The sequence below is a fragment of the Pararhodobacter sp. CCB-MM2 genome, assembly GCF_001691415.1.
Lineage (GTDB): Bacteria > Pseudomonadota > Alphaproteobacteria > Rhodobacterales > Rhodobacteraceae > Pararhodobacter.
On sequence record NZ_LRRR01000019.1, the window covers coordinates 72,951 to 86,028 of the forward strand.

Here is a 13,078-nt window from a genome sequence, read left to right on the forward strand (position 1 = left end):
GGTTCTTATTTTGCGACGACGGCAAGGCCGAGCGTGCGCTCGACTATGATCATGACGACGATGGTGAGCATCATCAGCACCACCGACACCGAGGCGATGGTGGGATCGAAGAACTGCTCCATATGCGCGAGCAGCTGGATCGGCAGCGTCGAGATGCCCGGCCCGGTCAGGAACAGCGAGACCGAGACGTCGTTGATCGAGGTGATGAAGGAGAGGATGAAGGCCGCGATCACGCCCGAGCGGATGTTCGGCAGCACGATGGTGAAGAAGGTCTTCGCGGGATGCGAGCCGAGCGAGATCGCCGCTTCCTCGACCGAGAAGTCGAAGGAGGCGAGCGAGGCCGAGACGACGCGGATCACATAGGGGATGACCAGCAGCGTATGGCCGATGAGCAGCGCGTACCAGACGGGCACGCCCATCTGCACGGTGACCGAACGCAGGAGTGAGAAGCCGATCACCATCTCGGGCACGAGGATCGGCAACACGAAGAGCGTCGACAGCCAGGCCGGCAGCGAGACGCGGTGGCGGTTCAGCGCATAGGCGGCGGGAATGCCGATGATCAGCGCGATCAGCGTGCCAAGGAAGGCCATCTGCAACGAGGTGACGATCGTCCGGCGGAAGGCCGAGATTTCCCAGATATTCTCGAACCAGCGCAGGGACAGACCCTGCGGCGGGAAGGTTAGATAGGTTGTGTCCGAGAGCGAGGCACCGAAGATGATGATCAGCGGGCCCAAGAGGAACAGGTAGACCACGACGGTGAAGGCGATGAGAAGCGGGTGGATGCGGGTGGGCATAGGTCGTGATCCTCAGGTCGCCATCGGGTTGAGGCGTTTCGCCAGACGGGTCATCACCAGCACGGTCGCCAGGATCACCGCCAGCATGATCGCCGCGACAACCGCCGCGCCGGGCCAGTCGAAGCGCACCATGGCGCTTTGATGCAGGAAGGTGCCCATCATCATCTGCCGCGTCCCGCCGAGCAGCGCGGGTGTCGCGTAGGAGGTGAAGCTGGCGGTAAAGACCAGCACCGCACCGACGATGAGGCCGGGCACGGCCAGCGGCAGGGTGACCTGAAAGAAGCTGGCAACAGGGCCCGCGCCGAGAGACGAGGAAGCCTGCAGCAGGTCCTCAGGGATGTTCTCGAGCACGCCCACCAGCACCAGCACCATCAGTGGCACGAAGATATAGACCATGGCGACGATCACCGCGCCGGGGGTGTAGAGCATGGTCAGCGGCCCGTCGATCAGGCCGGTCCAGATCAGGAACTGGTTCACCATCCCCTCGCGGCCCAGAAGCACCAGCCAGGCGAAGGAGCGCACGATCACGCCCGTCAGCAGCGGGAAGACCGCCAGCACGACGAGGACGGATTTCGTCCAGGCCGGGCAGCGCGCCACGACATAGGCGGTCACCAGCCCGGCGGCGAGCGAGATCACGGTGACATAGCCCGCGACCTCGAAGGTGCGCCACAGCACGCGGCGGCGGAAATTCGAGGCGAAGAAATCGGCATAGGGCTGCACGATGCCCCAATCGCCCTGACCGGGCGTGCCGAAGGTCATGCCGATCGTGCCTGCGACCGGGATCACCAACAGGAGGGCGATCGCCAATGTGGCCGGTGTGGCCAGCATCCAGCCGGCAAGTCGTTTCATGGTCGTATCCGTTCTGGCGGCCTGCCCTGCCCTCGTCGCAAAGACGGTTGGCAAAAGCTGGGCCGGGTAGCAAAAACCGGCCCCGGGGTCTCCGGGGCCGGCTCGATGGGCGCTAAGGCCCGGATTTCAGGCCCGAATTACATGCCGAAGGTCTCGTTCCACAGGTCCAGCCACTCGTTGCGGGCCGGGTTCAGCTGGCTGTAATCGATGCGCTGCAGACGGCCGATGGCTTCCTCGCCATAGGTCCAGCTCGCGGCTTGCTCGTCGGTCAGCGTGACATTGGTGTTGACCGGGGCATCGACGCCCTGCTCGGCCAGCTGCTGCTGGATCTCGGCCGAGAGCACGAAGTTGATGAACTGGTGCGCCAGTTCGACATTCTCCGAGCCCGTCGGGATGTTGATCGTGTTCAGAACGGCGATCTCGCCGTCTTCCAGCGCGGCCCATTCCACGGTCGGCACGGCGGCGCGCAGCGGGTTCAGGGTGAAGTCCTGCGTCATCGACACGGCGATCTCGCCGGTCGAGAAGAGGTTAATCATCTCCGAGCCGGTGTTGTAGTTGGTGACCACGTTCGGCACCAGCTCGGCCAGCGAGGCGAAGGTGGCGTCCTGATCCTCATAGGCGCTGACGCCAGCATGATCGCCCGCTTTCAGCACGACCATCGGGCCGGTGGTGGTGGTGATGTTCGGCAGGGCGATCATGCCCGCCAGATCTTCGCGCCAAAGATCGTTCCACGAGGTGATCGGCGGGTTCACGCGGGCCGAATCGTAGACCAGACCGATGCGACCGACGGTATAGGCCGGGCCGTATTCGCCCTGCGGTGCCTGCGCCATCTCGTAGAGTTCCGAGATGTTCGGGATCTGCGCCGGGTCGATCGGCTGGAACAGGCCCTGCTCGATGCCGGTCTGGCTGTAGCTGTCGGTCAGGTAGATGACATCGACGCCCGCGCCCGAGCGCATCTGCAGGCGGTTCAGACGGTCGCCGTTGTTGCCCGTCTCGAACACGACTTCACAGCCGCACATTTCCTGGAACGGGTTGACGATGATCTCCTGCAGCTTGTCGCCGTTGAAGCCCCACCAAGAGATGGTGAAGGTCGTCGCCGAGGCCGGTGCGGCGGCCAGAAGGGCGAGGGTCGAAAGCGAGGACAGGGTAAGGGTCTTCAAGCGGGGCATCAGGTCATCCACGGGCTGAAAATGGGAAGGCGCCGGAACACTGGCGCGGGGGATAATCCACCGGGCAAGTCCGGAGCCGGACTTTAACGCGTGAAAGGGTACCGGAGGGTCCGGGGCAGACGCAAGGGATCGCGTCACCGGAGCGTGATCAGGGCGGAGGTCACCAGACCACGGGATGCGTCTCGCCGGTGGCGACATTGACGAAGCCCTGCGGTGCCAGAGGCGAGGGCGCGACCAGCACCCAGCGCCAAGGCGCGCACGTCAGGGTTGCGAAGGCCAGACGCTCGGGGAAGCCGGGGAACCAGCGTGGGCTGTAGGTAGGCTCATACATCCACTCGATTTTCGCGCCTTCCGCGTAGAGCCGCTGCATCTCGGCATCTAGCTCCTCGGGGGCGCGGCAGGTCATCAGTCCGGCGATCTCGTAACCGACGGTTGCGACCAGCTTGCCCTCGCGCACCAAGGCCCAGCCGCCTTGGCTGTCGCGGAGCGCGTTGACCGCCGTGGCCATTGCCTCATCCGACGACCCAACTGCCCAAATATTGTGCTTATCGTGTCCCATCGAACAGGCAAGTGCCGAATCAGCAGTCTTCGGACCCGTCCCCAACCAGAACATCGCCGAGGTCTTCCCCTCGCCCGAGAAGCGGTCGACGATGGCGAACTTGGTCACGTTGCGGCTGTGATCGCGCTGCACCGCGCCGTCCTTGACCGGCAGGTCCATGGTCAGGAAGTCATCCGCCCAGTGGAAGGGCCGCAGCAGCGCCGCGCTCATCGTCTCGCGCCCCGGCTCGGCCTTAATGGCGAAGTCCTCGGCATTCAGCGGGCGGTCGATGGTGACGGTCTTCGTCGCCCATTCCGGCCAGTCGATCTTCGGCACGGGCTTCAGGTAGCGCTTGCCCTCCGAGACCTGCTCCCCATCCGCCCAGACTTGCGCGATGGACAGGCTGGCGACGTCATCGAGCAGCACCACATCCGCGAACCGGCCCGGCGCGATGGAGCCGACCCAGGGCGTCAGGCGCATGTGGCGGGCGGGGTTGATCGTCACCATCTGGATCGCGATCTCGGGCGAGAGGCCGGACTCGATGGCCAGCCGCACGTTGTAATCCGTGGCGCCCATCTTCATCGTGTCCGAGCACGACCGGTCATCTGTCGTCAGCGCGAACTGGCTCCATTCCGTCAGCCCGGCGGCCAGCAGGCCTTGGATCATCTCGCGCGCGGAATGCGGACGCAGCTCCATGAACAGGCCGCGCCGCAGCTTGTCCAATACCTCCTCGGCCGTCCAGGCCTCGTGGTCCGAGGCCAGACCCGCCGCCGCGAAGGCGTTGATATTGGGCAGATCCTTGATCCCGGCGGCATGGCCCTCGACCACGCCCCGGGCGGCGAAGGTGGCCTCGATCATGCCCCAGAGCCGGTCATGCGAGGGGTTCTGGGGCGACCAAACGGCGGGCCAGTCCATCACCTCATCGAGGCCCGCAACCATCAGGCTTTCGGCCATGAATTGCGCCTGCTCGTCACGCCCGAACCAGCCGCCGCCCCATTCATAGGCGGTCGGCGGCACGGCGGAGCCGGGCAGCGGGAAGATCTTCTGCGGGCTGCCCGCCAGCCGCGCGGCCAGCCAGAATTCCAGCGTCTTCGCGCCGTTCACATTCGAGAATTCGTGGCTCGCCTCGCAGGTCCAGGTGTTGCCGAAGGGCAGGACCAGCGCGGCCTCCCATTCCGGCGAGACATGGCTGGATTCGATGTGCTTGTGCACCTCGCCGAAGCCCGGCACCGCCGCCAGACCCGAACGATCCACCTCCTGCGCTGCCTTGCCCGGCCATGACCCATAGGGCCCGGTATAGGCGATGCGGCGGCCCGCGATGATGATCTCCTGATCCTCGAGCCACATGCGCGAATGCACGTCCAGCAGACGCCCAACCCGCAGGCGGGTGTCGGCCTCCAGCTCGCCGCGGGCGACGCGGGTCAGGCGCTGGCGGATCTTCACCTCGTCCTTGGGCGAAATCAGCAGGTCATCAGGCAGGGTCATTCAATTCACCGAGGCAGAATAGAGGGCCACAAGCTTCGCCACATCGGCGCTGCGCACGAGGGTCACGGGCGGTGTGCCCAGCCGACCCGAGGGATCAACGATCACCATCCCCCGCGTAAGGCCGGGGGCCAGAGACACGTCCAGCGAGGCGGTCAGGCTCTCGGTCACCACAGAGGGGTCGATGATCACCGCGGCGGCCATCGGATCGACGAAGCGGAAGAAATCCTTGCCGGTGAAGCCCTTGATGACGTTCATCGCGTGGCTCGACAGGGCGACGGCGAAGCGGGTCTTGTCGCTCTCCTGAAGCCCGGCGAACAGGGCGGCGACATCGGCACCCGGCATGCGGTGGCTGGCGCAGGTTTCCCACGGCACCAGCACCGTCTCCAACCCCGCGGTCAGCACGATCTGCGCGGCCTCGGGGTCGGCATAGATGTTGAACTCGGCCGCCGGGGTGACATTGCCGCGCCCGTCGATGGTGCCGCCCATGATCACCAGCCGCCCCACGCCGCCCGCGCAATCGGGCGCCTGCCGCAACGCCAGCGCGAGGTTGGTGAGCGGCCCGATCATCAGCAGATCGACCTTCCAGCCTCCGGCGATGGCCGCCCGAAGCTCTGAGATAAGGAACGCCACGCCCTCTGCACTGGCAGCGTCCGGCAGGACTTCGGGCCGCGGGGCACCGCCGAGGCCATCGGCCCCGTGGATCTCACGCGCGGCGATGGGTTTGTTGACCAAGGCCGCCGCGGCGCCCTTGTGGACGGGCAGGTCCGGCAGACCGCAGGTGGCCAGCGTCGTCAGGATATTCGCGGTTGCGGCCTCCAGATCGACATTGCCGAAGACCGTGGTCACGGCGTCGGGCGCGCGGCCGGCCGCGATCAGCATCATCAGCGCCTGCGCGTCATCGACGCCGCCATCGGTATCGAGGATCAACCTGTCCCGCATCCGTCTCTGTCCTGTGGGGGGTGGCGGCGGGGCCGCCCTTCCCCTCCCGTTTCGCGCAAGGGGACAGGGATGTCCAGCCGGTCAGCCCAGCTGGCGCAGCAGCGCCTGCGAGGGCGTGCCGGTCACGTCCAACCCGCGGCTGGCCTGATAGGCACGGATCGCGGCCTCGGTGTTCGAGCCGATCACGCCATCCGCGCCCTCGGTATCGAAGCCCTGCGCGGTCAGCCGCTGTTGCAGGCGGATCCGGTCGGTGCGGGTCAAGCCATTGGCATCGGGCGGGAAGGTGCCGCGCAGCGGGCCGCCTCCGGCGATCCGGTCGGCCAGATGTCCCACGCCCAGCGCATAGGCGTCGGACGGGTTATAGCGCCGGATCACCCGGAAATTGTCGGTGGTGGCAAAGCGCGGCCCGCCGTCCTGCGGCTGGATGATCCGGCCTTCAGGCGCGCCGTAGCCGACCTCGCCGCCCCAGCGCAGACCGCGACGCCAGCCGTGGCGCTGCAGATAGGTGGCCGTCGTCGCCAGCGCGTCTGTCGGGTCCTCGGACCAGATGTCGCGGCGGCCGTCGCCGGTGAAATCGACGGCATATTCCTGAAACACCGTCGGCATGCATTGCGTATGTCCCATCGCACCAGCCCAGCTGCCGGTCATCTGCGAGGCCGGGATATCCCCGTTCTGCACGATGCGCAGGGCGGCCATCAGCTCGCGCTCGAAATACCGGCCGCGACGCCCCTCAAAGGCCAGCGTCGAGGTGGCCGAGATCACCGGGATCTGGCCCTGACGTTCGCCGAAATAGCTCTCCAGCCCCCAGATCGCCGTGACGATGGCGGCATCGACGCCGGTGCGCTCCTCGATCGCGCGCAGGGTGCTGCGGTGACGGGCAAAGGCCGCGCGGCCCTTTTCCACCCGTTCGTCCGAGGCGGCGATGGAGAGGTAATCCTCCAGCGTGCGGCGGAACTCGACCTGATTGCGGTCGCGGGTCACGACGCCCGGCAGAAAGCCCGCGCCCCGGAACGCCGTGGACAGCGTCCCGCGCGAGATCCCCTGCCCCATCGCGCGCTCGCGGAAGGCGGCGACCCAGGCGTCGTAATCGGCATTGGGCGCGGGACGCAGGTCGTCGGGCAGGTCCTCGGCCATGGTGGAGCCGAGGCGTGAGACCACGGGCGAGGAACAAGCGGTCAGGCCGAGGCCCAGAAGGCCCAGCCCGAAGAAACGGCGTGTGATCGGCATCGTTCTGCTCACCTTTCGATGCATTTTTGCCCATGGTGCCGAAGCCGGGCCGCGGACACAATGGCGCAATGCCCGCCGCGCGGGTTTCTTGCCGACCGATGGAGCCGTCAGCCTGTCGGGCGATCCCAGCCGGAATTGTTCGGTCGGTCGGCCTGTTTCGCGCTGTCGACTCGCTTCGCCTCGGGGTGGACGCGGTGATAGCCCCGCCAGTTGTTGGGCCGGGCGCGGAGGTATTGCGGCGGGTAGTCGGCATCGACCCCCAGCATCGCCGCCGCATGCCAGCCCCAGCGCGGATCGTCGAGGAAACCGCGCGCCAGCGCGATCATGTCGGCCTGCCCTTCGGTCAGGATCGCCTCGGCCTGCAGCGGGTCCGTGATCATGCCGACGGCGGCGGCGGTGAGCCCGGTCTCGGCCTTGACTCGCGCAGCGAAGGGGACCTGATGGCCGGGGCTGGCGGGCGGGATCTGCGCATCAGGGACGAGGTTGCCGGCGGACATCGTGACGTAATCGACGCCCCGCGCTTTCAGCGCCTCTGCCAGCACCATAGCGTCGTCCAGCTTCAGCCCCTCGGGGTGCCAATCCGTGCTGTTGACGCGGAAGCCCAGCGCGCAATGGGCGGGGAGGACGGCGCGGACGGCCTCCACCACCTCCAGCGGAAAACGCATCCGCCCCTCGGGTGAGCCGCCATAGGCGTCGGTGCGGTGATTGGTGCGGGGCGAGAGGAACTGGTGCAGAAGATAGCCATGCGCGCCATGGATCTCGATCACCTCGAACCCCGCCCTGACCGCGCGTGAGGCGCTCTCGGCGAAGGCGCGGGTCAGCTGGGTGATGGCCTCGACGCTCATCGCCTCAGGCACCGCCCATTGGTCATTATAGGCCAGCGCTGAAGGGCCCTTGGTGGTCCAGGCGCCTTCCTCGGGCGGCAGGGATTCGCCGCGGCCCCGGTCGGCGATGCTGCGGGCCGAGCCGCGCCGCCCGGCATGGCTGAGCTGGATCCCCAGCCGTGCCGAGGACAGGGGCCGGATACGCGCCACCAGATCCGTCAGCGCCGCCTCCTGCGCGTCGTTCCACAGGCCCAAACAGCCATGAGTGATGCGCCCTGCAGGCTCGACCGCCGTTGCCTCGGCGATGAGCAGCCCGGCGCCGGACATCATCAACCCGCCGAGATGGATCAGATGCCAGTCCTGCGCCACGCCCTCGACGGCCGAATATTGGCACATGGGCGAGACCTGAATGCGGTTGGGCAGCGTGACGCCGCCGATCGTGAGCGGCTCGAACAGTTTCGCCATGACTCTCCCCCTCTGGCCACGCGGAAGGAAAGCGGGCGCGACTTGCGCTGGCAAGGGAAAGCCCCTCGGGCAGCGCGACTTTCACAAGGATGGAAATGCAAAGGGCGCCCCGAGGGGCGCCCTGCGTCATCTCAGGCAAGGGTCAGTGCACGACCTTCATGCGCGGCTGGTCTTCGTCCGTGCCATGGGTCTGACCATTGATGATCAGCCCCTCGGGCCCGGCCGAGACCGGCACCGTCGCGCCATCGAGGATGTCGCCGGCCAGAAGCCCCTGCGCCAGCGGATCCTGCAGGTAGCGCTGGATCACCCGCTTCAGCGGACGCGCGCCATAGACCGGGTCGTAGCCTTTGTCGGCCAGCCAGGTCCGCGCCGCATCGTCGAGCGACAGCTCGATCTTGCGCGATTGCAGCCGCTTCTCCAGACGCCGCAGCTGGATCTTGACGATGCCGTCCATATCCGCGCGCTTCAGCCGGTCGAAGATGATCGTCTCATCCAGACGGTTCAGGAACTCCGGCCGGAAATGCGCCCGGACGGCCTCCATCACATGGCCCTTGGCTTCAGAGGCATCCATCCCCTCGGGCAGCTGGCTCAGGGCCTGCGAACCGAGGTTCGAAGTCAGGATGATCAGCGTCTGCTTGAAGTCCACCGTGCGGCCCTGACTGTCGGTGAGGACGCCGTCGTCCAGCACCTGCAGCAGCACGTTGAACACGTCGGGATGCGCCTTCTCGACCTCGTCGAACAGCACGACCTGATAGGGCCGGCGCCGCACAGCTTCGGTCAGCACCCCGCCCTCGTCATAGCCGACATAGCCCGGAGGCGCGCCGATCAGACGGGCGACCGAGTGCTTCTCCATGTATTCCGACATGTCGATGCGCACCATCGCCTGGTCGTCGTCGAAGAGGAACTCGGCAACGGCCTTGGTCAGTTCGGTCTTGCCCACCCCGGTCGGCCCAAGGAACAGGAACGAGCCCAGCGGACGGTTCTCGTCGTTCAGCCCAGCGCGCGCCCGGCGGACGGCATTGGCCACCGCATGGACCGCGTGGTTCTGGCCGATGACCCGCTTGTGCAGGCCCTCTTCCATGCGCAGGAGCTTCTCGCGCTCACCCTCCAGCATCCGCGTGGTCGGGATGCCGGTCCAACGCTCGACGACCTCGGCGATCTGCTCGGGCCGGACGGCATCGCCGACCATCTTCTCGGCATCGCGCGCCTCGGCCTCGGCCAATGCCCGCTCCAGTTCCGGGATCGTGCCGTATTGCAGCTGACCCGCCTTGGCGAAGTCGCCGGTGCGTTTCGCGCCATCTAGATCGACGCGCGCCTTTTCCAGCTTCTCTTTCAGCCCGCGCGCCGCTTCCAGTGCGTCACGCTCGGCCTGCCAGGTGGCGGTCATCGCCGTCGATTGCTGCTGAAGGTCTGCCAGCTCGGCTTCCAGCTTCACCAGCCGGTCGCGCGAGGCGGCGTCATCTTCCTTCTTCAGCGCCTCGACCTCGATCTGCTTTTGCAGGATGTCGCGATCCAGCGCGTCCAGCTCCTCGGGCTTACTGTCAATCTGCATGCGCAGGCGCGAGGCGGCCTCGTCCATCAGGTCGATGGCCTTATCCGGCAGGAAGCGGTCGGTGATGTAGCGATGCGACAGGGTCGCCGCCGCCACCAGCGCCGAATCCGAGATCCGGATGCCGTGGTGGAGTTCGTATTTCTCCTTGATCCCGCGCAGGATCGACACCGTGTCCTCGACCGTCGGCTCCTCAATGAGCACCGGCTGGAAGCGACGGGCCAAAGCCGCGTCCTTCTCCACATGCTTGCGGTATTCATCGAGCGTCGTGGCGCCGATGCAGTGCAGCTCGCCCCGGGCCAAAGCCGGCTTGATCAGGTTCGCCGCATCCATCGCGCCATCGGCCTTGCCGGCGCCCACGAGGGTATGCATCTCGTCGATGAACAGGATGATCTCGCCCGCCGCCGCGGTGACCTCGTTGAGGATGCCTTTCAGACGCTCCTCGAACTCACCCCGGTATTTCGCCCCGGCGATCAACGCGCCCATATCGAGCGCCATCAAGGTCTTGTCGCGCAGGCTCTCGGGCACATCGCCGTTGACGATGCGCAGCGCGAGGCCCTCGGCGATGGCGGTCTTGCCGACGCCGGGCTCCCCGATCAGCACCGGGTTGTTCTTCGAGCGGCGGCTGAGCACCTGCATGGCGCGGCGGATTTCCTCGTCGCGGCCAATGATGGGATCGATCTTGCCGTCGCGCGCCGCCTGCGTCAGGTCGCGGGCATATTTCTTCAACGCCTCGAAGCTGTCCTCGGCATTGGCACTGTCGGCGGTGCGGCCCTTGCGGATGTCGTTGATCGCGGCATTCAGCCCCTGCGCGGTCACCGCGCCGGCGTCCAAAGCCTCCTTGGCGGGCGATTTGACCATCGCCAACGCCATGAGCAGACGCTCGACCGGGACATAGCTGTCACCGGCTTTCTGGGCCAGCTTCTCGGCCTCATCCAGCACGCGAACCAGCGCCGAATCGGTGTAGACCTGCCCCGCATCGCCCGAGACCTTGGCATGTTTACCAATCGCCAGATCGACGGCCTGGGCCACACGCTCAGGGTTGCCCCCGGCGCGGCGAATGAGGTTCGACGCCATGCCCTGATCGTCATCCATCAGGGCTTTCAGCAGATGTTCGGGGCTGAGCCGCTGATGGCTTTCGCGAGCGGCTATCGTATTGGCAGCTTGGAGGAATCCACGCGCCCGTTCCGTGAACTTTTCAAGGTTCATCGCGTTCTCCGTTCTAAAGCGCCCGTCTGTCGCGGCACGCCCGACCATCGGCGCGTGCCCCTTGCGGGCCTCGATCCCTATGTGGGGAGGTTTTTTTCCCGATCAAGGCGCCTGTTAACCGCACCTCAAGGTTGAATGCGGAAGATTGGTAAAAACGTCACTGGGAGACGTCGCCATGATCTATAGAGAGCGCGCACCACGCCTCGCCTCACGGGCCTTCGTACAGGTCCGCGCCCCGATGGGGGCCTTCGACTGCACCTTGGGCAATGTGTCCTCGGGCGGTGCCCGACTGTTGGGCGTGCCGGAAGGAAAGCTCAACATCGGCGATTGGGTCGATATCAGCGTTGCCGGCCAACACCACCCGGCCGAGGTTCGCTGGCATTTCGACGACACCTGCGGGCTGATGTTCGAAAGCCCGTTGAGCGACTACCAGATCACGCAAATTCTGGGTCGCGGCGCCGGGTATTAAACGATGAAGACCTACCGTGAACACCGCTTCCCCTGCGAATTGAAGGCCGTCCTTCATTCCAAGGCCGGTCGCGCCCCGACCGAGGTGATCAACATCTCGCAGACCGGCGCGCGCCTCGTGCATCACGGCTCGCTCCAGCCGGGCGATCGCGTATCGCTTGACCTGCTACCCGGCCGCCCGCCGCTGGAAGCGCAGGTGCGCTGGAACCGCGCCGACATGCTGGGCCTGCGTTTCGACCGGATCCTGCCGCCCTCTGACGTGACCCGCCTGCGCGCCACTGTCACCGGCGCCCGCAGCACTCCCGGTCGCAGCCATCTCCATGTCGGCCTGCGCGAGCTGCGCTGACCACGCGCCCCCGCCACGGCGAAGGATAGGCCAGCTTCCTTGACAGCTTGGCCCCGCGCGCTCATATCCCCGTCAAACGGAGGCTCGCGCATGTTCATCCAGACTGAATCCACCCCGAACCCTGCCACGCTGAAATTCCTGCCGGGTCAGGATGTGCTGGGCCGGGGCACCGCCGATTTCCCGGACGAAGCCAGCGCCGGCACCTCGCCGCTGGCCCGCGCGATCTTCGCCGCACCGGGCGTGACCGGTGTCTTCCTCGGCGCCGATTTCATCACCGTGACCAAGGCTGAGGGCACCGACTGGGCCCATGCCAAACCCTCGATCCTCGGCGCGATCCTCGAGCATTACCAATCCGGCCGCCCCGCCATCGAAGGCGAGACGGAATCGGCCCACGCCACCCAGGAAGGCCCGGATGGCGAGGTTGTGGACCAGATCAAGGAACTGCTCGACACCCGCGTGCGCCCAGCCGTGGCGCAGGACGGCGGCGACATCACCTTCCACGGTTTCGACCGCGGCGTGGTCTATCTGCACATGAAGGGCGCCTGCGCCGGCTGCCCCTCGTCGACGATGACCCTGAAGATGGGCATCGAGAACCTGCTGCGCCATTACATCCCCGAGGTGACCGAGGTCCGTCAGGTTGCCGTCTGACGCAACCGTTCTCGGCTTCGATACTTCCGGCCCCTGGATCGCCTGTGCGGTGATCCGGGGCGATTCCGTTCTGGCCCACCACCACCAAGATCTGCCCAAGGGCCAGGGCGAGGCACTGATGCCCGCGCTGCAAGCCGTTCTCGATGCGGCCGGGATCACCTGGGACCAACTCGACGCCCTCGGCGCCGGGATCGGACCCGGTAATTTCACCGGCATCCGCATCACCTGCGCCGCGGCCCGCGGCCTCGCGCTCGGCCTCGGCATTCCGGCCATCGGCGTCGACCGCTTCGATGCCGTCGCCCTCGACGCCCCCGAACGCCCCGTCGCCGTCGCCGCCCTGCGCGGCCAAGCCTGGGTCCGCGCCCCCGGCGCCGCCCCCACCCTTCCTGCTCGCCCACCCGACCCATCTTCTTCTACTCCCCCCGGATTCCGACCCCGAGCCCCGCCGCAACATCGTCACCGCGCCGACCTGGGCCGACGGCGGGGATACCCATCGCCTCGCCTCGGAACTGATGGCGCGGCTGTCGGAACTGCCTGCTTTGCCGCCGAAGATGGGCTTTGCCATTGA

General features: G+C 66.7%; 12 protein-coding genes. 4 read left to right on the forward strand and 8 right to left on the reverse strand.

Annotation, left to right across the window (positions count from 1 at the left end):
* Nucleotides 1-5 precede the first annotated feature (5 nt).
* The 8 genes from BCY78_RS16725 to clpB all read right to left on the reverse strand — a co-directional run bounded on the left by BCY78_RS16725 (nt 6) and on the right by clpB (nt 11,048).
* Nucleotides 6-794 (reverse strand): ABC transporter permease, encoded by a 789-nt coding sequence (locus BCY78_RS16725; protein ID WP_068304191.1) that lies wholly within the window; start codon nt 792-794, stop codon nt 6-8.
* Between the two features lie 12 nt (nt 795-806).
* Nucleotides 807-1,643 carry an ABC transporter permease gene (locus BCY78_RS16730; RefSeq protein ID WP_068304193.1) on the reverse strand — a complete coding sequence of 279 codons (837 nt, stop codon included), beginning with the start codon at nt 1,641-1,643 and terminating at the stop codon, nt 807-809.
* Between the two features lie 137 nt (nt 1,644-1,780).
* A complete protein-coding gene (locus tag BCY78_RS16735; protein WP_199523174.1) occupies nt 1,781-2,812 on the reverse strand; it encodes an ABC transporter substrate-binding protein in 1,032 nt (343 codons plus the stop codon).
* 160 nt (nt 2,813-2,972) lie between these two features.
* Nucleotides 2,973-4,835 carry an adenine deaminase gene (locus tag BCY78_RS16740; protein WP_068304195.1) on the reverse strand — a complete coding sequence of 621 codons (1,863 nt, stop codon included), beginning with the start codon at nt 4,833-4,835 and terminating at the stop codon, nt 2,973-2,975.
* Nucleotides 4,836-5,774, reverse strand: a complete 939-nt coding sequence (locus BCY78_RS25285) for a nucleoside hydrolase (protein ID WP_068304197.1) — start codon at nt 5,772-5,774, stop codon at nt 4,836-4,838.
* 81 nt (nt 5,775-5,855) lie between these two features.
* A complete protein-coding gene (locus BCY78_RS16750) occupies nt 5,856-7,001 on the reverse strand; it encodes a lytic murein transglycosylase (RefSeq protein WP_068304199.1) in 1,146 nt (381 codons plus the stop codon).
* A 107-nt stretch (nt 7,002-7,108) separates the two neighbouring features.
* Nucleotides 7,109-8,290, reverse strand: a complete 1,182-nt coding sequence (locus BCY78_RS16755) for an NADH:flavin oxidoreductase/NADH oxidase (protein ID WP_068304201.1) — start codon at nt 8,288-8,290, stop codon at nt 7,109-7,111.
* A gap of 142 nt (nt 8,291-8,432) precedes the next feature.
* Nucleotides 8,433-11,048 carry an ATP-dependent chaperone ClpB gene (clpB, locus tag BCY78_RS16760; protein ID WP_068304203.1) on the reverse strand — a complete coding sequence of 872 codons (2,616 nt, stop codon included), beginning with the start codon at nt 11,046-11,048 and terminating at the stop codon, nt 8,433-8,435.
* Nucleotides 11,049-11,223: 175 nt separating this feature from the next.
* Here clpB and BCY78_RS16765 point away from each other — a divergent pair, with 175 nt between their 5' ends.
* From BCY78_RS16765 to tsaB, 4 genes are all read left to right on the forward strand, one after another.
* A complete protein-coding gene (locus tag BCY78_RS16765) occupies nt 11,224-11,517 on the forward strand; it encodes a PilZ domain-containing protein (RefSeq protein WP_083195096.1) in 294 nt (97 codons plus the stop codon).
* Nucleotides 11,518-11,520: 3 nt separating this feature from the next.
* The gene (locus BCY78_RS16770; RefSeq protein ID WP_068304207.1) at nt 11,521-11,862 is read left to right on the forward strand and encodes a PilZ domain-containing protein; all 342 of its coding nucleotides are present in this window, start codon (nt 11,521-11,523) and stop codon (nt 11,860-11,862) included.
* Between the two features lie 90 nt (nt 11,863-11,952).
* Nucleotides 11,953-12,510: a NifU family protein gene (locus BCY78_RS16775; RefSeq protein ID WP_068304209.1), complete on the forward strand. Its 558-nt coding sequence runs from the start codon at nt 11,953-11,955 to the stop codon at nt 12,508-12,510.
* Entirely contained in the window at nt 12,500-13,078 is a 579-nt protein-coding gene (tsaB, locus tag BCY78_RS16780; RefSeq protein ID WP_083195097.1) for a tRNA (adenosine(37)-N6)-threonylcarbamoyltransferase complex dimerization subunit type 1 TsaB, read from the forward strand. Before BCY78_RS16775 ends, tsaB begins: the two co-directional genes overlap by 11 nt.